The organism is Pseudomonas sp. St290, from assembly GCF_018325805.1.
In the GTDB taxonomy this organism is placed as follows: domain Bacteria; phylum Pseudomonadota; class Gammaproteobacteria; order Pseudomonadales; family Pseudomonadaceae; genus Aquipseudomonas; species Aquipseudomonas bijieensis.
Genome location: NZ_AP014703.1, coordinates 6,732,394 through 6,753,114 on the forward strand (window position 1 = coordinate 6,732,394; position 20,721 = coordinate 6,753,114).

Here is a 20,721-nt window from a genome sequence, read left to right on the forward strand (position 1 = left end):
CAGCCCCACTTCATGACGGTCGAGTCACGCATCGAACCGGTCCGGAGGCCGCCGCTCGTCGTTCGTCTTGCTACCCGTCTCGTTCTTGTTTTTTTGTGGTCAGGCCCCCGGGGGCGATCCGAAGATCGGCGCCAGGGGCAGCGTGACGAGGGGCATTCTAAACACATCCGCCAAGGGTTCGTGAACCGCTTGGCGAGAATAAACCGTCTATAAATATGAGAACTGACCAGTCACGGTTTGCCCTGTTGAAATTGCGACAAAATTGGCACAGATTGGCAACCAAACAACTACAACAAATGCTTCTCTAGGCTGAACGTTGAGTGATTTTTCCCCGATCTTACGGAAATTTCCCACTCAGTTCGCAATAGACGAAGCAACCGTCAAGGGAGCTGGTGCTTGAAAAAACGTCTGTTCGTTACGGGCCTCAACGGTTTCGTGGGACGTCACATCAAATCTCGACTGAACGGTCATGATTCGGCGTGGCAGGTCATGCCTGTCGCTGCCCGCTACGACCTGACGGATGCCAAGACCCTGGAAGGCCTGTGGCCCGAGGTTCCCGACGCCGTGATCCACCTGGCGGGCCAGACATTTGTCCCGGAAGCCTTCCGCGATCCGGCGCGCACCCTGCACATCAACCTACTGGGCACCTTGAACCTGCTCCAGGCCCTCAAGGCCCGGGGTTTCACCGGAACGTTCCTGTATGTCAGCTCCGGTGATGTCTATGGCCAGGTCAGCGAAGAGCAACTGCCAATCACCGAACTGCAACCGCCCGCTCCACGCAACCCGTATGCCGTGAGCAAGCTGTCGGCCGAACTGCTGAGCCTGCAATGGGGCATGAGCGAAGGCTGGCCGGTGCTGGTGGCCCGCCCGTTCAATCACATCGGTCCCGGTCAGAAGGACAGCTTCGTCATTGCCAGCGCCGCCCGGCAAATCAGCCGGATCAAGCTGGGCCTGCAACCGGCTCGGCTACAGGTGGGCGATATCGACGTGACACGCGACTTCCTCGATGTCGGCGATGTGATTTCGGCCTACCTGACCCTCCTGGACAAAGGCGTCCCGGGGCAGATCTACAACATCTGCTCGGGCCGCGAGCAGAGCATTCGCAGCCTGATCGAACAACTGGGCGATATCGCCCAGGTCGATGTGCAACTGATCCAGGACCCTGCGCGTCTTCGTCGCGCAGAACAGCGTCGTGTCTGTGGTAGCCCAGCCAAGCTACGACAGGCCACCGGATGGACGCCTGAAACAACAACACAACAATCCTTGCGGGCGATCCTGTCCGACTGGGAGATACGGGTACAACAAGAATGAAAAGTGCATTGATCACAGGGATCACCGGCCAGGACGGCGCGTATCTGGCCAAGTTGCTGCTCGACAAGGGTTACAAGGTCCACGGCCTGGTGGCGCGACGAAGCAGTGACTCGCGCTGGCGGCTGCGAGAGATGGGCATCGAACAGGACATCGTTTACCTGGACGGTGACATGGCCGATGCCTGCTCGGTACAACGGGCCGTGATCAAGTCAGCGCCAGACGAGGTGTATAACCTGGCGGCGCAAAGTTTCGTCGCGGCCTCCTGGGACCAGCCGGTGACCACCGGAATCGTCGACGGGCTGGGGGTCACCCACCTGCTCGAAGCCATTCGCCAGTTCAGTGTGCATACCCGTTTCTACCAAGCCTCCACCAGCGAAATGTTCGGCTTGATCCAGGCCGAGCAACAGGACGAACACACCCCGTTTTACCCGCGCAGCCCCTATGGCGTGGCGAAACTGTATGGCCACTGGATCACCGTCAACTACCGGGAAAGCTTCGGCCTGCATGCCAGCAGCGGGATCCTGTTCAACCACGAATCACCGCTGCGCGGCATCGAGTTCGTGACCCGCAAGGTCACCGACGCCGCTGCGCGCATCAAGCAGGGCAAACAGCAGGAATTGCGCCTGGGCAATATCGACGCCAAGCGCGACTGGGGCTTTGCCGGCGATTACGTCGAGGCCATGTGGCTGATGCTGCAACAAGACAAGCCCGACGATTACGTGGTAGCCACCGGCGTCACCACCACCGTGCGCGAGATGTGCAGGATTGCCTTCGACCACGTGGGCCTCGACTACCGTGACTTCGTCAAGATCGACCCGGCGTTTTTCCGCCCGGCCGAAGTCGAGGTGTTGCTCGGCAACCCGGCCAAGGCACAACGCGTCCTGGGCTGGAAACCCCGGACCGACCTCGACACCCTGATCCGCATGATGATGGATGCGGACATGAAACGCGTCGCCAAGGAGTAGGCCATGCTCATTCCCGTGATTCTCTCCGGCGGTGCCGGGACGAGATTGTGGCCGGTGTCCCGCGAGGGTCATCCCAAGCCCTTCATGATCTTGCCCGATGGCCAGTCGCTGCTGGGCAAGACCTATCGGCGCGCCGCGGGGTTGTTCGATGGCCGCGGCGACATCGTCACCGTCACCAATCGCGAGTACTACTTCCAGAGCCGCGATCACTATCAAAGCGCTCACCTGGAGCGTTATCGCGGTCACTTCGTGCTGGAACCGACAGGGCGCAATACCGCGCCGGCCATTGCCACGGCCACCCTCGCGGTGCAGGCCCAGCACGGTGACGACGCGATCCTGGTGGTCATGCCTGCCGACCACCTGATCCAGGACGAGGCCGCCTTCAAGGCCTCCGTGGAACACGCGGTGGAACTGGCTGAAAACGGCCATCTGGTGACCTTCGGCGTGCTGCCCTCGGCGCCGGAAACCGGCTTCGGCTATATCGAACGAGGCAAGCCCCTGGATACCAAGGGCGCTGCCAAGGTCGTGCGTTTCGTTGAGAAACCCGACTTGCAGACCGCCACGCAATATCTGGAAAGCGGTCGCTTCCTGTGGAACTCGGGAATGTTCTGCTTCTCGGTCAAGACCCTGCTGGCGGAGCTGCAAGCCCACGCCCCCGAGCTGCTGGAACAGGCGCGCGCCTGTGTCACGGCCAGTACCGCGGTGGAAACCTCAGGTTGTGTGCAGCAGGAATTATCCGCGGCGCACTTCACCGAAATGCCAGACATCTCCATCGACTATGCCCTGATGGAGCGCTCCGCCAATGTCGTGGTGATTCCGGCCGCCTTCGACTGGAGCGATATCGGTTCCTGGAGCGCCGTCGCCGACCTGGTACCCGCCGACGCACAAAACAACCGCGCCACCGGCGAGGCCCTGTTTATCGACAGCCAGAACAACTTCGTCCAGAGCGAAGGCCGTCTGGTGGCCGCCCTGGGCGTGGAAAACCTGATCATCATCGACACCGCCGATGCCGTGCTGGTGGCCCATGCCGACCGCGCCCAGGATGTTCGCCGCGTCGCCCGGCAGCTAAAGGACAAGGACCACGAAGCCTATCGCCTGCACCGCACGGTCAGCCGGCCATGGGGCAGTTACACCGTCCTCGAAGAGGGGCCACGCTTCAAGATCAAGCGCATCGTGGTCAAGCCTGGCGCGTCGCTGTCGTTGCAAATGCACCACCATCGCAACGAACACTGGGTGGTGGTCGAGGGCATGGCCAAGGTCACCAACAACGGCTCGGGCTCGCACCTGGTCGCCAAGAACGAATCGACCTTCATCCCCGCCGGCCACAAGCACCGCCTGGAGAATCCCGGTGTCATCGACCTGGTCATCATCGAGGTCCAGAGCGGCGAATACCTGGGGGAAGACGACATCGTCCGCTTCGAAGATCACTATGGCAGGGCCGTCTGATGCTGCTGGCCTTGCAACGCACACTGTGGAGCTACCGCGGTTTCGTCCTTGGCAGCGTCAAGCGCGAGTTCCAGGCACGCTATCGCAACTCGCTGTTCGGCGCGTTGTGGACGGTGCTCAACCCGTTGTCGATGATCCTCGTCTACACGGTGATTTTTTCCCACATCATGCGTGCCCGTCTGCCCGGGGTGGAAGACGGCATGGCCTACAGCGTCTACCTCTGTGCCGGGCTACTGACCTGGGGTTTGTTCGCGGAAATCACCACGCGCAGCCAGGGCATGTTCCTGGAAAACGCCAACCTGCTGAAGAAAATCAGCTTCCCCCGGATCTGCCTGCCGGTGATCGTACTGTTCAACGCCGGGATCAACTTCGCGATCATCCTCGGGCTGTTTCTCGGTTTCCTGCTGATCACCGGGCGCTGGCCGGGCATGACCTTGCTGGCATTGGTGCCGTTGCTGGCCCTGCAAGTGCTGTTCGCCGCCGGGCTGGGCATGCTGCTGGGGATTCTCAATGTGTTTTTCCGCGATGTCGGGCAGTTGTTCGGCATTTGCCTGCAATTCTGGTTCTGGTTCACGCCGATCGTTTACCCGATGACCATCCTGCCGCCGTCGATCCAGCAACTGCTCGCCTTCAACCCCATGACCGCCCTGATGCAGAGCTACCAGAACCTGTTTCTCTACAACCAGTGGCCGGTCTGGAGCTCGCTGGTGCCGTTGCTGGTGGCCGGCCTGCTGTTATGCACCTTGGGCCTGCGCATGTTTCGTCGACGCGGCGGTGAAATGGTGGATGAACTCTGATGGGACATTTGCGCGTCACCGGCCTGGGCAAAGCCTACAAGCAGTATCCGAACCGCTGGAGCCGGCTGTTCGAATGGCTGATCCCCTTTTCCCGCCCGCGCCATCAACTGCACTGGATCCTGCAAGGTGTGGATTTCGAGATCCAGCCGGGGGAAGCCGTCGGCATCGTCGGGGTCAACGGTGCCGGCAAAAGCACTTTGCTCAAAATGATCACCGGCACCACCCAACCGACCTGCGGCCACATCCAATTGCAAGGCCGCGTCGCCGCGTTGCTGGAGTTGGGCATGGGCTTTCATCCGGACTTCACCGGCCGCCAGAACGCGTTCATGGCCGGTCAGTTGCTGGGCATGCAGGTGGAGGAAATCGAAGCCTTGATGCCCGAGATCGAAGGGTTTGCCGAAATCGGTGAAGCCATCGACCAGCCGGTGCGCACCTATTCCAGCGGCATGCAGATGCGTCTGGCGTTCAGCGTCGCCACCGCCCGGCGCCCGGATATCCTGATCGTCGACGAGGCGCTGTCGGTGGGCGATGCCTATTTCCAGCACAAGAGCTTCGAACGCATCCGCAGCTTCCGCAAGGCCGGCACCACGCTGCTGATCGTGTCTCACGATCGCTCGGCGATCCAGTCGATCTGCGACACCGCCATCCTGCTCGAACACGGGCGCATGGCCATGCGCGGCAAGCCGGAAGAAGTGATGGATTACTACAACGCGATGCTGGCCCAGCGCGAGGGCCAGGTGGTCCGCCAGGAGATGCTCGCCAACGGCCAGGTGCGCACCATTTCCGGCACCGGCGAGGCGGGCATCATCGATGTACAACTGCTCAACAGCCAGGGGCAGTCGGTGGAAGTGGCCGAGATCGGCCAGCCCATGGTGTTGCAAGTGCGGGTTGAAATCCGCCAGGACATCGAGCGGCTGGTGCTGGGCTTCTTGATCAAGGACCGACTTGGCCAGCCCATGTACGGGATCAACACCCATCGCCAGGACAAAGCCGTGACCGACCTCAAGGCCGGCGAACAGATCACCTTCCGCTTCAGTTTCGACATGCGCCTGGGCAAGGGCAATTACTCCGTCGCGCTCAGCCTGTCGCGGCTGGACTCGCACCTGGACCGTAATTTCGAATGGCGCGACTACGGGTTGGTGTTTCACGTCATCAATAATCGCCAGGAGGATTTCGTCGGCTGTTCCTGGCTCCAGGCCGAAACCAGCATCCGGCGTTCGAGCCAGACTGCCGTCGAAGCGGTGCCGCAAAAGGAGTTGCCATGAGCCGTCTGTTGGTGGATTGCACCTATGTATACGACCACCCGAATGACAACTCCGGCATTCAGCGAGTGGTGCGCAATGTCATTCGCGAATTGCCGGCCAAGGACCAGGATCGCGAATGCATCCCCGTGGCGATGCTGCAGGGCAAGCTGTACGAAGTGAAAAGCCTGGCCCCCCTGCCCACGGAAGGGCTGGATCTGGCCGGTCTGCGAGTACGGCTGATACAGTTCGCCAACCTGTTCTGGGTCAGACATCGGTCTCTCGAACAGCAGCGCCCCTTCAACCAGTCGATCTGGGCTCGCCGCATCTTGTACGGCGCTTGCCGACTGTTCGCCCTGGCGTGCCTGAGCCTTCCCATTCGAATCCTCGATCGCCTCCTAAAACACAAGCCTGGCCCGGCGCGCAGCGTACCGCTGGAACATCGGGCCGGCGATCAACTGGTGTTGCTGGACTCTTCCTGGCATTCAGGTTTCTTTCCCCTGGCCGAACAGCTCAAGCGTGATGGCGTCGGGATCATCTCGGTAATCTATGACCTGATTCCCCTGACCCATCCACAATTCTGCGACGCCGGACTGGTCAAGGTGTTCAACTATTGGTTCGACTGGATTGCCCGCACCGCCGACGGCTACATCGCCATCTCCACCACCATCCGGGATCAGCTTCGCCAGGAAATGGTTCGGCGCATTGGCGAGCAGCAGGTGAGCGAGCGCTGGTTCGACTATTTCCACCTGGGCAGCGAACTGGACCTGATCGACGCCACTCACGCCGTCGATCCGACCTTGCTGCGGCTATTCAAGCGCCCTGAGCCGGTGTTCCTGATGGTCAGCACCATCGAACCGCGGAAAAACCACGCCTACCTGATCGACGCATTCGAGCGGGCCTGGGCCGCCGGTTCACAGGCACGGTTATGCATCGTCGGAAAAATCGGCTGGAAATGCGAAACCCTGATCGAGCGTATCCAACGTCATCCACAACTCGACAGCCGCCTGTTCATGTTCAACAACCTGACGGACCAAAGCCTGGAACATGCCTATCGACACTCCACTGCGCTGGTGTTCCCATCCTACGTGGAAGGTTTCGGCCTGCCGCTGGTGGAAGCCATGCAGCGCGGCTTGCCAGCAATGGGCAGCGATATCGCGGTGTTTCGGGAAATCGGCGGCGAGTTCATGACCTATTTCGATCTCGACGATCCGCAAAGCCTGGCGAACCTGGTCATCGAGATGGAACGTACCGGAGTATTCCCGGCCACTCGTAACCTGGATCAATGGCAATGGCTGAGCTGGCGCCAGGCCAGTGCGCAATTGGTGGAGCGGATCGAGTGCCACATCAGTGAAGTGGTCCCCGACAGGGAAACAGCATGCGGATAGCCCTCAACGCACGCATTCTCCAGGCACCACGCACCGGCATCGGCCACTACGTAGCCGAGCTGGCGACTGCCTTGACCCGGGAACCGGATGTACAGCTGTCACTGTTCCACGGCTGGGGCTGGAGCCCGCAATTGCCGCAAACAGCCAAGCCTGGTTATTCAAAGCTAAGCCCCTTGCTGCGACGGGTTCCGGGCGCCTATCAGGCACGGCGCTGGCTGGAGCAGAAACGTTTCGATCAAGGCCGTTCAAAGGCCATCGACCTGTATCACGAACCCAGCCTCTGGCCGTTGGATTTCGAAGGGCCGATGGTGATCACCCTCCATGACCTCACGCACCTGCGCTACCCCGAAACACAACCGCCGGCACGCCTGAAGGAAATCGAGCGACGGCTCGGTCGCGCGGTGGAACAGGCGCAACTGATCCTGACCGATTCGCAGTTCATCGCCGATGAAGCCCAGCAGCATTTTGGCCTGCCTGCCGAGCGCCTGAGGGTCGCGCCGCTGGGGGTGGCGGCACGTTTCCACCCACGCGAACCGGAAGCGATTGACGCCGTGCTCAAGGCCCATGGCCTGGAGCACCGCCGTTATTTTCTCTGTGTCGGCACCCTGGAACCCCGCAAGAACCTGTCGTTGGCCCTGCGCGCCCATGCCGGGCTCCCGGAATCAGTGCGTCAGACCTTTCCCCTGTTCATCGTAGGAATGAGCGGATGGCAACAGGCACAGCTCAATGATGAGTTGAAATGCGCCCTGGCTGACGGTCATGTTTGCCTGGCGGGTTACCTGCCTGACGAACAGGTCGCCCAGCTATTGGCGGGAGCACGGGCACTGATTTTCCCGTCTTACTACGAAGGCTTTGGCCTACCGGTGCTTGAAGCCATGGCCAGTGGCACACCGGTGATTACCACCCGTCACTCGGCGATGCCCGAGGTGGCGGGACCCGCTGGCAATTACTGCGAGCCGGACGATCCGCAAGGCATGCGCGACGCCATGAGCCGGTTGATGGAAGATCACCCGCACTGGCAAGCGTGTCGCGAGGCGGGGTTGCAACAAGCGGCGCTGTTTTCCTGGGAACGCTGTGCAAAGGTTACCGCCCAAGCGTATCGCCAGGTATTGGGAGGTTGAATGCGAGTCCTGCACTTTTACAAAACCTATTTGCCTGACTCCATGGGCGGCATAGAACAGGTCATCTTCCAGCTGTGCGACAGCACTGACCGGTTGGGTATCGATAACACCGTATTGGCCCTGAGCGGCCAGCCGGCCCCCGAGCCGATCAAGATCCGCCAGCATGTCGTTCATCAGGCCCGAATGAACTTCCAACTGGCGTCCACCGGCTTCTCCTACAGCGTATTCAAGAAATTCCGTGAGCTGGCCGCTGAAGCAGACGTGATCAATTACCACTTCCCCTGGCCATTCATGGACCTGGTGCACTTTTGCAGCGCCGTGAAAAAACCCTATGTCGTGACCTACCATTCAGACATCGTTCGTCAGCGGCACCTGCTCAAGCTCTATCGCCCATTGATGCGGCGCTTTCTGGACGGCGCCGAACGCATCGTCGCGGCGTCGCCGAACTATGTGCACACCAGTGATGTGCTCAGGGAATATCGCGCCAAGACCCGGATCATCACCTACGGCCTGAACAAGGCGAGTTATCCACAGCCTGACCCCGAGCGCATGGCGGAGTGGAAGGCAAAACTAGGGGAGCGGTTCTTTTTGTTCGTGGGGGTGATGCGTTACTACAAAGGCCTGCACATTCTGCTCGACGCCCTCAAAGGCGTGGAGTACCCCGTGGTCATCGTGGGCGCCGGTCCCCTGGAGAAACAACTGCACGCCCAGGCGAAAGCCTTGGGCCTGCGCAACCTGCATTTCCTCGGACGCCTGGGGGACGAAGACAAGGTCGCGCTGCTGGAATTGAGTTATGCCATCGTGTTTCCTTCGCACCTGCGCTCCGAAGCCTTTGGTATCTCCCTGCTCGAAGGCGCGATGTTCGGCAAGCCGATGATCTCCAGCGAAATCGGCACCGGTACCAGCTACATCAATATCCACGACGAAACCGGCCTGGTGGTGCCACCGAGCGATCCCGAGGCGTTCCGCGAAGCAATGCGCACCCTGTGGGAAAACCCGGCACAAGCCCAGGCCATGGGTGCCAGGGCCGAAGCCCGTTACCGGCAGTTGTTCACTTCCGAGGAGATGGGCCACAAGTGGGTGCGACTGTACGAGGAACTGCTGGAGGAAAAGGCGCTTTCCTACGCCTGATCCCCCAACTGGATCCGTGTTTGTACCGGGACATAGCTCACCCTGTGGCGAGGGAGCTTGCTCCCGCTGGGCTGCGCAGCAGCCCCAAAGCCGACACCGCAGCCATGCCAGGCACACCGCGCGCCCTTTTCAAGGGGTTGCTTCGCAACCCAGCGGAAGCAAGCTCCCTCGCCACACAGCCCCCCATTCAAATGCTCAGGCCTGCTTTTGCAACCCGGCAATCGTACGCGGCATGCCCACGAACCCGGGCAAGGCTTCGATCCGCGCCAGCCAGGCCCGTACATTGGCATAGTCCTCCAACGACACATTACCTTCCGGTGCATGGGCGATGTAGCTGTAGCCGGCGATGTCGGCGACGGTCGCAGCGTCACCCGCCAGAAAAGCGCGGCGGCTCAATTCCTGATCAATGACTTTCAGCACGTTGTGGGAACGGGCAATCACGTCCTCGGCGTTGTAGGGCGCGCCAAACACCGTGATCAGCCGCGCCGTGGCCGGCCCCGCATGAATCGGCCCGGCCGCCGCCGACAACCAGCGCTGCACCCGGGCGGCGCCGATTGGATCGCTCGGCAACCAACGGCCCTCGCCATATTTGAGCGCCAGGTACACCAGGATCGCATTGGAATCCGCCAACACCACACCGTCATCGTCAATGACCGGGACCTGGCCAAACGCATTGAGCGCCAGGAAATCCGCCTGTTTGTGCGCCCCTTTGGCCAAGTCGACGAAGATCTCCTCGACAGGTAGCCCGAGCAACGAAAGCATCAGTTGAACGCGATGGGAATGGCCGGAAAGCGGGAAGTGATAGTGCTTGATAGGGTTCATGGTCGACTCCGCTGCAAGTGACGCCATCAGCACAACGGCGTCGATGGAGTCATCTTCCGCTCCAGGCAAAAACAAGAGAATCACCCAGAAACGCAATCCATTGTTTCGCCCAAAGAAATAATGCTTCAGCCATTCAAAGCCGGATGTTCGCGCAACGCACTGACGACGAAGTCGACAAAGCTACGGACCCGCGCGGGCGCATTGCGTCCGCCCTGGTACACCACATGGATCGGCAGAGGCGGCAATTCGAAATCGGCCAGGACGATTTCCAGTTCACCAGCGGCCACGTTGCCCGCCACCTGATAAGACAGCACTCGCGTCATCCCCAGTCCCTGGCAGGCGGCGGTGATCGCGGCCTGGTTGGCCGTCACCACCAGCCTCGGCACGGGCCGGACGGCCAACGGTTGGCCTGAGTCGACGAAGGACCAGCTTTTGACCTGGCCAATGGCCGATGAGGCCACCACGGGCATTCGTTCCAAGTCATCCGGATGCCGGGGCCGCCCATGGCGCGCGAAGAAATCAGGGGAACCGCACACCACCCGCCGCACTTCACCGACACGCACGGCGTGCAGGTTGCTGTCCGGCAGTTCGCCAATACGCAGGGCAACGTCGATGCCCTCCTCGGCCAGGCTGACCGTGCGGTCCAATAGCAAGGCGTTGATGCAGACCTCGGGAAACCGCTGCAGGTAATCCACCAGTAACGGCGTGACGAACGACTGACCGAACAGCACCGGTGCGGTAATCGTCAACTGCCCACGGGGCTGGACGTGGCTACCGGCCGCCGAATCCTCGGCTTCCTGCAAATCGCTCAAGATCCGGCGACAGTCCTCGAGAAAACGCTGGCCAGCTTCGCTCAGGTACACATTGCGCGTGGTGCGCACCAGCAAGGGCGTGCCGATGCGTTGCTCCAACGCCGCCACCGCCCGCGTGACGCTGGCCGCCGACAGCCCCAGGCGCCGCGCCGCCGCCGAAAACCCCGATTCCTGGGCCACGGCAAGGAAAACCTGCATTTCCTGGAACCTGTCCATCCATCCCCCGATGAGAAATCCTGATACAAGTTTTTTACCCGGCCCAAAGCCGCGCTACACGGCCATTGTAGAGACCTGGGCCAGTGAACCACAGCGTAACGCCGCCGGACACTGGGACATTGGCCCGACCGCTGGCGACTGTGCTTGGTACCATCCATTTTTGTGACAGTTTAATGACTGTAAGACCACCCCTGTGGGAGAACCCCCTTTGTGAGAGCGAGCCTGCTCGCGATAGCGTCGATCAGCACAAATTCTTATCGACTGACACAACGCTATCGCGAGCAGGCTCGCTCCCACAGGGTTTGCGTGCTGTTTAATGGATTGGCTTCAACTGGAAGACCTGCTGTGAAAGTTTTTTACCGCCACTTAACCCATCCCCTCGCCTCCCTCATCGCCCTGATTGGCTGCGTATTACTCGTCCCCATGGGCCTGCGCCTGGCCCTGGGCTGGTCCGACCCGTTGGGCTATCTGTCGGACCTGGGCATCGGTGGGCTACTGATCGCGTTGCTTTACCGTCGCCCCTGGTGGCTGGCATTGCCGGTATTGCTGGCCTGGAGTGCGTTGACCCTGGCCAGCATCGAGTTGGTCAGCGCGGTCGGGCGAATGCCCAATCCTTCGGACATTCATTATCTGACCGACCCGCAGTTCGTTGAAAATTCCACCAGCGGCGGCTTCGCTCATCCGTGGCTGGCCGCGCTCCAGTTGGCCGCGCTGGCGTTCTGGCTGGCGATCCAATGGACCCACCGCCCACGCCAGGCGCCACGCTTGCCTCGTCACGCCTGGGCCGTGCCCGTGTTGCTCCTGATGGGCCACGGCGCGTTGCAGTCCTGGCGCCCCAGCGAGGCGGACCAATGGAATGTGTTCAACCTGCCTCACCAACTCGTCACGGCGGGTATCGCCGCCGGGCAGGATCAAGCCCGGCAATGGCTCGACGGCGATACAGTGGACCCAGCCCCGGCCATGGCAGGGCTGACCCGCCTGGACCTCGATGGCAACAGGTTGCTGGCCGAACCGGGGCGTGCACGCAACGTCCTGGTCATCGCCCTGGAGGGCATTCCCGGGGCCTACGTCAGCGCCAACCGTCAGGCCCTGAAAAGCAGCTATCAGGAGAACCTGATGCCGCACCTCAGTGCCTGGGCCGAGCGCGGCATGAACACCCCCGATTACGTCCTGCACAGCCATCAGACCATTCGTGGCTTGTACGCGATGCTGTGTGGCGACTACGACAAACTCGACGACGGTACGCCCAAAGGCGTCGAAATGCTCAACCAGACCCAGCGCAACCAGGCCTGTCTACCGGCCCAGTTGCGCCAGAACGGCTTTTCCACGCATTTCCTCCAGGGCGCGGGCCTGCGGTTCATGGCCAAGGATCGGATCATGCCGCACATCGGCTTCGACACGACCCTGGGCATGGAGTGGTTCACTCGTCCCGCCTACCTGGAATTCCCGTGGGGCAAGGACGACAGGACCTTCTTCGAAGGCGCGCTGGACTACGTCGGGCAACTGCAACAAACGGACAAGCCCTGGATGCTGACCCTGCTGACCGTGGGCACGCACCAGCCCTACTCGGCGCCGGATGAATACCTGCAACGCTACGACACCGCCAAGCAGGCGGCGGTGGGTTATCTGGATGACGCACTGGCGAGCTTCCTGGCGGGCCTGGAGCGCCAGGGCATCCTGGAGAACACCCTGGTGGTCATCACCTCGGACGAATCCCACGGCATCGACGACGTACGCCTGGCGTCGTCCTGGGGATTCAACCTGACCCTGGCCCCGGAACCGTTGCCCCGGATCAAGTCAGGGACCTACGGCCACGTCGATCTGACCGCCTCGATCCTCGATTACTTCGGCTTTGCGGTGCCCACGTCGTTGTCCGGCCGCTCGATGTTCAGGGACTACCCGACGGGCCGGGAGATCATGTCGTTCACCAACGGCAAGCTGCGCTATCACGACGGCAAGGGCACGTTTACCGAGTGCGACTTCCTCCAGCATTGCCGTTACTACACCAGCGAAGGCTTCATCGCCGACCGCGCCACCTACGGCGGGCAATACAGCGGCCAGCGCGCCAGGCTGATTGGAGCCCAGGCCATGGCCTTGGGCCAGACCCTGATGCGCACACCCTTGAACCAGCATTATCAATTCGGCAGCACGGATAAAATCCCGCTGCCGGCCCAGGTCACCAACGATTGGACCGACAACCTGATCGGCGCCCAATACCTGGAAATGCCCAAGGGTTCACAGACCCGCGTCAGCCTGACCATCCGCACCGTGGAGGCTGACCATGCCGCCTACATCTCCCTCAAGGCCAAGGAGTTCGAGAAGGAAGTGCTGATGGACCTGCCCACCGACGTCGCGGTGACACCCGACCAGCCGCTGGTGATGAACATCAGTTTCGACAACCCGCAGCAGCGCAAGGCGTTTTCCTTTCATTTGCTCGGTCATGGCGTCGGCGCCATCGAAATCAGCGACTTCAGCGTCGTGACCGAACTGCCGGAGCAGACGGACCAGCCGCAATACCTGGACGATATGCAGGAAGACAGCGAGGCCCAATCCAGCTGAACAAAAAAACGCGCAGCCCTTGAACACGGCTGCGCTGAGGTCCGCCCACAGAAGGCCTGGGGCTAATCCAGCAACCGATGCAGCTTGGCGTACTGCAACAGCATGATGGTCTTGCCGTCGCAAATCTCTCCGGTCTCGATCATGCCCAGGGCCTGGTCGAGGGACAGCTCCAGCACTTCGATTTCTTCACCTTCTTCTTCCAGACCACCGCCTTCGTGCTGCTTGTCTTCGTCAAAGTACTCGCCGACGAAAAAATGCAACCGCTCAGTCACCGAACCCGGGCTCATGAAGGCTTCGAACACCTTGCGCACGTCCTGGATGATATAGCCGGTTTCTTCCTGGGTTTCCTTGCGGATACAGGTGTGCGGGTCGTCGTTGTCCAACAGGCCGGCGCAGGTTTCGATCAACAGGTCATCGTGGCCATTGACGAAGGCCGGGAAGCGGAATTGCCGGGTCAGTACCACGGTCTGCTTGGCCTTGCTGTACAGCAGGATGGTGGCGCCGTTGCCACGGTCGTAGGTCTCGCGCGTCAGCTCGCGCCATTGGCCGTTGCGACCGAGGTAGTCATAGGTGGTCTTGCGCAGCACGTACCAATTGTCCGAGAGGACTTCGACGTGCTTGATGCGTACGCGATCTTTGGTGCTGGTTGCCTGTGTCATTTGCCCACTCCGTTCGGGACCAGTGGTCCACTTTGAAAACTCCATTCGCGCCTCTTTCATACCCACAAAAAAACTCACGATGACCCATCGTTTTTTCTAGTTCGACAAAATCTGCCCGCTCATTAAATCTTCGACCAGCCCTGAGCCTGCGGGGGTTCCATCCATAAAAAAACAAACCAGACGAGAATTCCTCATGGGCATCAATCTGAAATTCGGGCACAAGATTCTTCTGGGTGCCTGCGTCATCGTGATGGCGGTATTCCTGTCTTTCTCGTTGTTCAACGACCATCGCCAGCAAGCCAGCACCCGCGAAGCACTGCACCGCAACTTACAAGCCACCGGCCAGTTGCTAGGCGCGAACCTCGACAGCTGGCTGGCCGGTCGGATCCTATTGATCGAAGGTGCCGCCCAAACCATCGCCGCCAATCCCACCCCGCAGACCATTGGCGCGATTCTCTCCCAGGACATCATTACAAAGACCTTCATCGCCAGCTACGCCGGCCTTGAAGACAGTCGTTTCTTTATTCATCCCGACCGGGTAATGCCCGACGGGTACGACGTTCGCCAGCGCGCCTGGTACAAAGACGCGGCGCGGACCCTTGAACCGGTGCTGACCGAACCCTACATCGGTGCCGGTATTGATTATCTGATCATGACCCAGGCAGCTCCGATCAAGGTCAATGGCAAGGCCGTCGGTGTGCTGGGTGCGAGCCTGAGCCTGGAGCAGCTCGCGAAAATCATCAATGCCGTGGACCTCAACGGCATAGGCTATGCCTTCCTGGTCAGCGACGACGGCAAGATCCTGGTGCACCCGGACAACACACTGGTGACCAAGACTCTCACACAAGCGTTCCCCGAAGGCCCGCCGAGCATCAACAACGCCTTGAATGAAGTGCAGGAAAACGGCCGAACACGGATTGTCACGTTTACGCCGATCAATGGCCTACCCTCGCTGCACTGGTCCATCGGTCTTTCGGTGGATAAAGACAAAGCCTACGCCGCACTCCACGAATTCCGCACCTCGGCGCTGGTCGCCACATTGATCGCCATGCTGGTCACGGTCGGTTTGCTAGGCCTGTTGATCAACGCCCTGATGCGACCATTGCGCAGCATGGGCTTGGCCATGCAATCCATCGCCGATGGAGAAGGCGACCTGACCCAGCGCCTGCACAGCCTGTCCCGGGATGAGTTCGGCATGATGGCGGGAGGGTTCAATCGCTTCGTCGAACGTATCCAGCAATCGATCCGGGAAGTCCTGGCGTCCAGTATCCAGCTCACCCAATTGGCGGCACAGGTCAGCCAGGCGTCAAACGCCTCCCTGAAAAGCTCTGACACTCAATCGGCCCTGACCCATAACGTCGCCACGGCAATCAATGAGCTGGGGGCCGCGGCCCAGGAAATCGCCCGCAGCGCCGCCCATGCGTCAAGCCGCGCCTCGGATACCCGGGATCAGACCCAGGAAGGCCAGTCTGTGGTGCAGCGCAATATCAGCGCCATGTCGCAGCTCTCGTCGCAAGTGGTCAATACCCGCCGGGACATCGAAAGCCTTAATGAAAAAACGCTGAAGATCGGACGTATCCTCGACGTCATCAAAGGCATCTCCGACCAGACCAACTTGCTGGCCCTTAACGCTGCCATCGAGGCCGCCCGCGCCGGGGATGCCGGACGCGGTTTTGCGGTGGTCTCGGACGAAGTACGTACGCTCGCCCATCGCACCCAACAATCAGCTCAGGAAATCCACAGCATGATCGAGGAGCTGCAAGCAGGTGCCGGCAGTGCTGTGAGCGCCATGCTCGAAAGCCAGCGTCACAGTGACGACAACGTCAGTGCCGCCAAGCTCGCGGGCGAGCGACTCAATCGCGTGCTGCTGGGCATCGGCGAGATTGACGAGATCAACTTGTCCGTCGCCACCGCCACCGAAGAACAGACCTCAGTGGTGGACAATCTGGATCGCGACATCAGCCACATCAATGACCTGAACCAGGAAATGGTCGGCAATTTGCAATCCACCTTGCGGGCCTGCACCGAACTGGAAAACCAGTCGCGCCGCCTGCAACAAATGGTCAACACCTTCAGAATCTGAACATCATTGGAATCGGGTTGGCGGGACTCGTGGCAACGCTCGTTTGTGGGCCGTTTTGAGATAGGCGCGTTCGATGATCTGTCGCGCCTGAGGCGGTACCTCTTCACCCATCAGATACGCATCGATTTCCTCGTAGCTGCAGCCATACGCCACTTCATCCAACTTGCCGGGTGCCAGGTCTTCCAAGTCCGCGGTCGGCGCCTTGCGCACCAGGTACGCGGGGGCACCCATCGCGTCGGCCAACCCTCTCACCTGAGTCTTCGTCAGCCCGGACAACGGTGCCAGGTCGCACGCGCCGTCGCCGAACTTGGTGAAAAACCCCATCACCGCCTCTGCCCCATGATCGGTGCCAACCACCAACCCGTTGCTCAGATTGGCAATAGCGTATTGCGCCAGCATTCGTGCCCGGGCCTTGGCGTTGCCTTTGGCAAAGTCGGTGAGCTCGGCCGAAGGCTGCAAGCCATCGATTTCGATACTGCCCATCAGCCCGTCGACACACGCAGCGATGTTGCTGGTGGTGATCGAGTCCGGGCGGATGAAGTCCAGGGAAGCCTGGGCGTCTTGTTCGTCCGCCTGGGCCTTGTACGGCAGCCGGACGGCGATAAATCGCGCCGCGTAGTCTTCACCCCGCAGTTGCTCCACCGCGAGCTGGCATAGACGGCCGGCGGTGAGCGAATCGACGCCGCCACTGATACCCAGGACCAGGGACTTGCAACCCGACTCGCGCAATATCTGCTTTATGAATTCGATGCGGCGGGCAATCTCGGTTGCTTCGTCGCCCCGGGTGAGTTGGCGGTCGATACCCAGTTCCCGGGCAATGCGGTCTTGCGCAAGCGTAGTCATATCAGGCTCCCAACTGTGGATTGATCAGGGCAACGTTGAACACTTGGGCGGCGTACCGCAGAAACGAGGCATCCTCGCAGACGTTCTTGATCGGATCGTCGGAGAACTTCACCACCGGCTCGCCGTGGACCCGCACCAGTTTCATGACGATGCTCAGCGGTTCGACACCGTCAACATCGCAGGCCAGGCTGGTGCCCATGCCAAAACCGAATTTGGCCTTGCCGCGAACATGACGCAGGATCGGCAGGCACTTTTCGAAATTGAGGCCATCGGAGAACATCAGGTCCTTGGTACGTGGATCGATGCCCAGTTCCTGGTAGCGCCCCAGCACCTTGTCAGCCCAGACGATCGGGTCACCGGAATCCTGGCGCAGGCCGTCATAAAGCTTGGCGAAGTACAGGTCGAAATCCTTGAGGAAGAAGTCAGTGCTGATGCAGTCCGTCAGGGCGATACCGAGCCGGCCGCGATACTCGTGCACCCAGTTTTCCAACGCTGCGTTCTGGCTCTCGCGTAACCGCCCCAGTTGCTGGTGCACCATCAACCATTGGTGAGCCATGGTGCCGATCAGGGGCAGATCGAACTCGTAGGCCAAGTGAGCGTTACTGGTGCCGACAAAGACCCCGGGGAAATCGCTGCGCATCACATTCACCACTTCACGCTGGGCCCTGAACGACAGGCGCCGCCGGGTGGAGAAGTCTGAAACGCGAAACTCGGCGAGTTCTTCACGACTGGCGTTTTTCTCCAGCCATTCGAACTTCTGGTACAGCTTGCGGGTGACGTCGGCCAACTCGACTTCGGGGTATTTCTCGCGGTTGCGCAGTTCGCTGACCATTGCCAACACCGGTTGCTCGAACATGATGCAGTGCAGCATCGGCCCACGGACGCGGATGTGCAGTTGGCCGTCGACTTCCGAAACATGTATGTAGCGCAAATTGAAGCGAAACAGGCCGAGAAACTGTTCGAAGTCCGGTGTCAGGTACTCACGGAAACGCTTGTTGAACAGAAACCGCTGCTCCCCCTCGCGCAGCTGCAGCCCGGCGAGCTTCTCCAGCTCCACACGAATGTCCGGGATCAGGTGACCGAGCCGCTCTTTGGAACGCACGATGAACTGGTATTCCACCTCGACATTCGGGTGCTGGTGCAAGACCGCCTGCATCATGGTGAAGGTGTAGTAGTCGGTATCCAGAAGGCTCTGGATGACGCCGTTGCTTGAATCGTATGCACTGTCCATGGTTCGTCCTTATGCGTTTGCCAGGCGGATGGTTTCTTCGCGAGTCGCGGCAACCGAAATGCCTGCTTGCTGCATGTCGTGAATGGCTTGAAGAGCCCCCTCCTCACTGATGGCCCGGCAGGCCGGAAGGTGAATGATCACTTCGAAGCCGGCGGCGGCCAGTTGCAGCGCGGTGGTCTTGACGCAGAAATCCAGCGCCAGCCCACCGACAATGACCTGCTCCACACCCAGACTTTTGAGGTACTCGATCACCCCGGTGGACAGCTTGCCGTGCAGGTCGTGGTAGCAGGCACCGTACGGGTGCAAATCCGGCTCGACACCCTTCCAGACGAAATAGTCGTAGTCGTAGGGGGTCGGCAGTTGATCCAGCAAGGCAAAACCTTCGGTGCCAGGAACGCAGTGGCTGACCCAGGTGATGTCGGCGTGCTCGAGCCCGGTGGGCACGAACATTTGCGCGTGATCGGCGACTACCCACGGGGCCAGGGGCGTATGGGCGTCCTTGCTGCCGATACGGAGGCTGGCCAGGGACGCGATGAAATTCAGCTCACCGGCAATCTGATCACCACCCGGCACTGGAAGCTCATCGGGGCATAACGGCGTGAAGCTCTTTTGCGCATCGACATCGAAGGAAGCGGTTTTCCGGGTCAGGCTGTTCATGCTGGGTTTCTCCTCTTCATGGTCACGAGAGTACATAAGGTGTACTTTCATAACAAGCCACTCGCAGAAAATATTTTTGCTGATCCTTCTCTAATTCAGTGCATATGGCTTAGCTAACAGTTGATTTTCACCAGAAAGATTTTACTGATAGAGTACATGTAATGTACCAATAGAGGATAAGCCATGTTCGAGATAGCCCTTTATGGCGGTGCCTTCAACCCTCCTCACGCCGGTCACGCCCAGGTGATGATCGAGGCCTCATGCCAGGCCAGACGCGTGCTGGTGGTCCCCAGCTTGCGGCATCCCTACGGCAAGCAAATGGTTGACTATGAGGTGCGCCTGAGCTGGCTGGAATCGATCGTCGAGAAGGTTCAGCCGCTGTGCCGCGCCGAAGTGCGGGCAAGCCGGGTGGAACAGGTCGTGGCCCGTGGCGTTGAAGGCGCAATCTACAGCTACACCCTGCTCGCCCACCTCGCCGACAGCCTGGCCCTGGACGGCAAGCGGATCGCGTTGGTGGTGGGTCGGGATGTCGCGGATCAGCTGCCGACCTTCTATCGCGGCCAGGAATTGCTGGAGCGTTTTTCCATCCTTTGCGTGGAGGAAAAGATCCACGTGCGCAGCACAGGGGTTCGCGAACGACTGGCCTTGGGCAAGCCGCTTCCCATCGACTGGATGGCACCCGGCATGAACCCGTTAAACTATGACCTTTACGCTACCCACGGAAATCGACATGCCCACTAACACAGCCCCCGCACGCGATTATCTGCACACCATCGACCTCTGTGTGCTGCGCTTCTGCCGGGAGACCCAGGCTCTGGAAATCCTCCTGAACCGACGGGAAGCCGAGCCGTTCACCGGTCATTGGGCCCTGCCCGGGATCGTGGTCAATGGTGGTGTCGAAGACCTCACACTGAACGACGCCGTGGAGCGCCTGCGTCATTCAAACAAGGTCGGCATGCCGCTGGCCTGGATCGAACAGGTGGGCACCGTCGGCGACGCATTCCGCGATCCACGCTGCTGGTCGTCCTCGACGTTCTACCTGGCGATTGTCAGCGATGCGGTCCAGCTCGCCGAACACCAGGGATTTTTCCCCCTCAAGGACGTCGCTGACGCCTCGATCAAACTTCCTTTCGATCACAACAGCCTGGTGGCGGCTGTCCAGGAGCGGTTGTTGTCCAAGGCCCTCTACAGCAGCCTGCCACTGATGTTCCTGGGTCCGGAATTCAGCGCGCCGGAAGCGGTGAATATTTTCTCCGTGGTGCTCGACCGCCCGGTGCTCAAGACCAGCATGCGCCAGCGGTTGCTGAAGATGACCGAGGCCGGTTACCTGCAGGAAACCGGTCGCAAGAAAAGCGGCGAAGGCGGCCGCCCGCAACGCACGGTGGAAAATCTCAGACCGGGTAGCGTATATCTGTTTGATCGGTGTTTTCTGGAGTAGC

At 60.5% G+C, this 20,721-nt stretch carries 18 protein-coding genes; 12 read left to right on the plus strand and 6 right to left on the minus strand.

The window, feature by feature from the left end:
• Window positions 1–396 precede the first annotated feature (396 nt).
• Genes PBDP_RS29650 through PBDP_RS29685 form a run of 8 tightly spaced genes read left to right on the plus strand, consistent with a single transcriptional unit; the run spans window position 397 to window position 9,400 of the window.
• The gene (locus tag PBDP_RS29650; protein WP_109752804.1) at window positions 397–1,311 is read left to right on the plus strand and encodes a GDP-mannose 4,6-dehydratase; all 915 of its coding nucleotides are present in this window, start codon (window positions 397–399) and stop codon (window positions 1,309–1,311) included.
• Window positions 1,308–2,276: a GDP-mannose 4,6-dehydratase gene (gmd, locus tag PBDP_RS29655; RefSeq protein ID WP_109752805.1), complete on the plus strand. Its 969-nt coding sequence runs from the start codon at window positions 1,308–1,310 to the stop codon at window positions 2,274–2,276. Before PBDP_RS29650 ends, gmd begins: the two co-directional genes overlap by 4 nt.
• A 3-nt stretch (window positions 2,277–2,279) precedes the next feature.
• On the plus strand, window positions 2,280–3,722 hold the full coding sequence (locus PBDP_RS29660) for a mannose-1-phosphate guanylyltransferase/mannose-6-phosphate isomerase (RefSeq protein WP_109752806.1): 1,443 nt from the start codon (window positions 2,280–2,282) through the stop codon (window positions 3,720–3,722).
• A complete protein-coding gene (locus tag PBDP_RS29665) occupies window positions 3,722–4,519 on the plus strand; it encodes an ABC transporter permease (RefSeq protein ID WP_212801646.1) in 798 nt (265 codons plus the stop codon). The genes PBDP_RS29660 and PBDP_RS29665 overlap by 1 nt, the downstream gene beginning before the upstream one ends.
• On the plus strand, window positions 4,519–5,784 hold the full coding sequence (locus PBDP_RS29670) for an ABC transporter ATP-binding protein (protein WP_109752808.1): 1,266 nt from the start codon (window positions 4,519–4,521) through the stop codon (window positions 5,782–5,784). Before PBDP_RS29665 ends, PBDP_RS29670 begins: the two co-directional genes overlap by 1 nt.
• Window positions 5,781–7,148 carry a glycosyltransferase family 4 protein gene (locus PBDP_RS29675; protein WP_212801647.1) on the plus strand — a complete coding sequence of 456 codons (1,368 nt, stop codon included), beginning with the start codon at window positions 5,781–5,783 and terminating at the stop codon, window positions 7,146–7,148. The genes PBDP_RS29670 and PBDP_RS29675 overlap by 4 nt, the downstream gene beginning before the upstream one ends.
• A complete protein-coding gene (locus PBDP_RS29680) occupies window positions 7,139–8,269 on the plus strand; it encodes a glycosyltransferase family 4 protein (protein ID WP_109752810.1) in 1,131 nt (376 codons plus the stop codon). Before PBDP_RS29675 ends, PBDP_RS29680 begins: the two co-directional genes overlap by 10 nt.
• Window positions 8,270–9,400 (plus strand): glycosyltransferase family 4 protein, encoded by a 1,131-nt coding sequence (locus PBDP_RS29685; RefSeq protein WP_109752811.1) that lies wholly within the window; start codon window positions 8,270–8,272, stop codon window positions 9,398–9,400.
• Between the two features lie 195 nt (window positions 9,401–9,595).
• Here PBDP_RS29685 and PBDP_RS29690 read toward each other — a convergent pair whose 3' ends face one another.
• The gene (locus PBDP_RS29690; protein ID WP_116833794.1) at window positions 9,596–10,222 is read right to left on the minus strand and encodes a glutathione S-transferase family protein; all 627 of its coding nucleotides are present in this window, start codon (window positions 10,220–10,222) and stop codon (window positions 9,596–9,598) included.
• Between the two features lie 125 nt (window positions 10,223–10,347).
• Window positions 10,348–11,250, minus strand: a complete 903-nt coding sequence (locus tag PBDP_RS29695; protein WP_212801648.1) for a LysR family transcriptional regulator — start codon at window positions 11,248–11,250, stop codon at window positions 10,348–10,350.
• 345 nt (window positions 11,251–11,595) lie between these two features.
• Between PBDP_RS29695 and PBDP_RS29700 the strand changes: the two genes are divergently transcribed.
• On the plus strand, window positions 11,596–13,809 hold the full coding sequence (locus PBDP_RS29700) for an LTA synthase family protein (RefSeq protein WP_212801649.1): 2,214 nt from the start codon (window positions 11,596–11,598) through the stop codon (window positions 13,807–13,809).
• Between the two features lie 62 nt (window positions 13,810–13,871).
• Here the strand turns inward: PBDP_RS29700 and nudK are convergent, their stop codons facing one another.
• On the minus strand, window positions 13,872–14,468 hold the full coding sequence (gene nudK / locus PBDP_RS29705) for a GDP-mannose pyrophosphatase NudK (RefSeq protein WP_109752815.1): 597 nt from the start codon (window positions 14,466–14,468) through the stop codon (window positions 13,872–13,874).
• Window positions 14,469–14,661: 193 nt separating this feature from the next.
• Here nudK and PBDP_RS29710 point away from each other — a divergent pair, with 193 nt between their 5' ends.
• Window positions 14,662–16,551 carry a methyl-accepting chemotaxis protein gene (locus PBDP_RS29710; RefSeq protein WP_109752816.1) on the plus strand — a complete coding sequence of 630 codons (1,890 nt, stop codon included), beginning with the start codon at window positions 14,662–14,664 and terminating at the stop codon, window positions 16,549–16,551.
• Window positions 16,552–16,554: 3 nt separating this feature from the next.
• Here the strand turns inward: PBDP_RS29710 and nadE are convergent, their stop codons facing one another.
• The 3 genes from nadE to PBDP_RS29725 are packed head-to-tail and all read right to left on the minus strand — an operon-like array spanning window position 16,555 to window position 19,282.
• Window positions 16,555–17,394, minus strand: coding sequence for an NAD(+) synthase (nadE, locus tag PBDP_RS29715; protein WP_116833797.1), 840 nt, complete (start codon window positions 17,392–17,394; stop codon window positions 16,555–16,557).
• 1 nt (window position 17,395) lies between these two features.
• Window positions 17,396–18,625, minus strand: a complete 1,230-nt coding sequence (gene pncB / locus PBDP_RS29720; protein WP_109752818.1) for a nicotinate phosphoribosyltransferase — start codon at window positions 18,623–18,625, stop codon at window positions 17,396–17,398.
• 9 nt (window positions 18,626–18,634) lie between these two features.
• Entirely contained in the window at window positions 18,635–19,282 is a 648-nt protein-coding gene (locus tag PBDP_RS29725) for a nicotinamidase (RefSeq protein WP_116833799.1), read from the minus strand.
• A gap of 183 nt (window positions 19,283–19,465) precedes the next feature.
• On the opposite strand from PBDP_RS29725, the gene PBDP_RS29730 reads away from it, so the two are divergent.
• Together PBDP_RS29730 and PBDP_RS29735 are read left to right on the plus strand one after the other, a co-directional pair.
• On the plus strand, window positions 19,466–20,023 hold the full coding sequence (locus tag PBDP_RS29730) for an adenylyltransferase/cytidyltransferase family protein (RefSeq protein WP_116833800.1): 558 nt from the start codon (window positions 19,466–19,468) through the stop codon (window positions 20,021–20,023).
• Entirely contained in the window at window positions 20,013–20,720 is a 708-nt protein-coding gene (locus PBDP_RS29735; RefSeq protein ID WP_116833801.1) for an NUDIX hydrolase, read from the plus strand. The genes PBDP_RS29730 and PBDP_RS29735 overlap by 11 nt, the downstream gene beginning before the upstream one ends.
• Window position 20,721: the final 1 nt, after the last annotated feature.

Excerpts from the sequence above, each read along its gene's own strand:
- PBDP_RS29665 (WP_212801646.1), top strand. The coding sequence starts at position 3,722 with ATGCTGCTGGCCTTGCAACGCACACTGTGGAGCTACCGCGGTTTCGTC.
- PBDP_RS29670 (WP_109752808.1), top strand. The coding sequence starts at position 4,519 with ATGGGACATTTGCGCGTCACCGGCCTGGGCAAAGCCTACAAGCAGTAT.
- PBDP_RS29730 (WP_116833800.1), top strand. The coding sequence starts at position 19,466 with ATGTTCGAGATAGCCCTTTATGGCGGTGCCTTCAACCCTCCTCACGCC.
- PBDP_RS29680 (WP_109752810.1), top strand. The coding sequence starts at position 7,139 with ATGCGGATAGCCCTCAACGCACGCATTCTCCAGGCACCACGCACCGGC.
- PBDP_RS29725 (WP_116833799.1), bottom strand. The coding sequence starts at position 19,282 with ATGAACAGCCTGACCCGGAAAACCGCTTCCTTCGATGTCGATGCGCAA.
- PBDP_RS29685 (WP_109752811.1), top strand. The coding sequence starts at position 8,270 with ATGCGAGTCCTGCACTTTTACAAAACCTATTTGCCTGACTCCATGGGC.
- gmd (WP_109752805.1), top strand. The coding sequence starts at position 1,308 with ATGAAAAGTGCATTGATCACAGGGATCACCGGCCAGGACGGCGCGTAT.
- PBDP_RS29675 (WP_212801647.1), top strand. The coding sequence starts at position 5,781 with ATGAGCCGTCTGTTGGTGGATTGCACCTATGTATACGACCACCCGAAT.
- PBDP_RS29690 (WP_116833794.1), bottom strand. The coding sequence starts at position 10,222 with ATGAACCCTATCAAGCACTATCACTTCCCGCTTTCCGGCCATTCCCAT.
- nadE (WP_116833797.1), bottom strand. The coding sequence starts at position 17,394 with ATGACTACGCTTGCGCAAGACCGCATTGCCCGGGAACTGGGTATCGAC.
- PBDP_RS29695 (WP_212801648.1), bottom strand. The coding sequence starts at position 11,250 with ATGGACAGGTTCCAGGAAATGCAGGTTTTCCTTGCCGTGGCCCAGGAA.
- PBDP_RS29710 (WP_109752816.1), top strand. The coding sequence starts at position 14,662 with ATGGGCATCAATCTGAAATTCGGGCACAAGATTCTTCTGGGTGCCTGC.
- PBDP_RS29735 (WP_116833801.1), top strand. The coding sequence starts at position 20,013 with ATGCCCACTAACACAGCCCCCGCACGCGATTATCTGCACACCATCGAC.
- nudK (WP_109752815.1), bottom strand. The coding sequence starts at position 14,468 with ATGACACAGGCAACCAGCACCAAAGATCGCGTACGCATCAAGCACGTC.
- PBDP_RS29660 (WP_109752806.1), top strand. The coding sequence starts at position 2,280 with ATGCTCATTCCCGTGATTCTCTCCGGCGGTGCCGGGACGAGATTGTGG.
- pncB (WP_109752818.1), bottom strand. The coding sequence starts at position 18,625 with ATGGACAGTGCATACGATTCAAGCAACGGCGTCATCCAGAGCCTTCTG.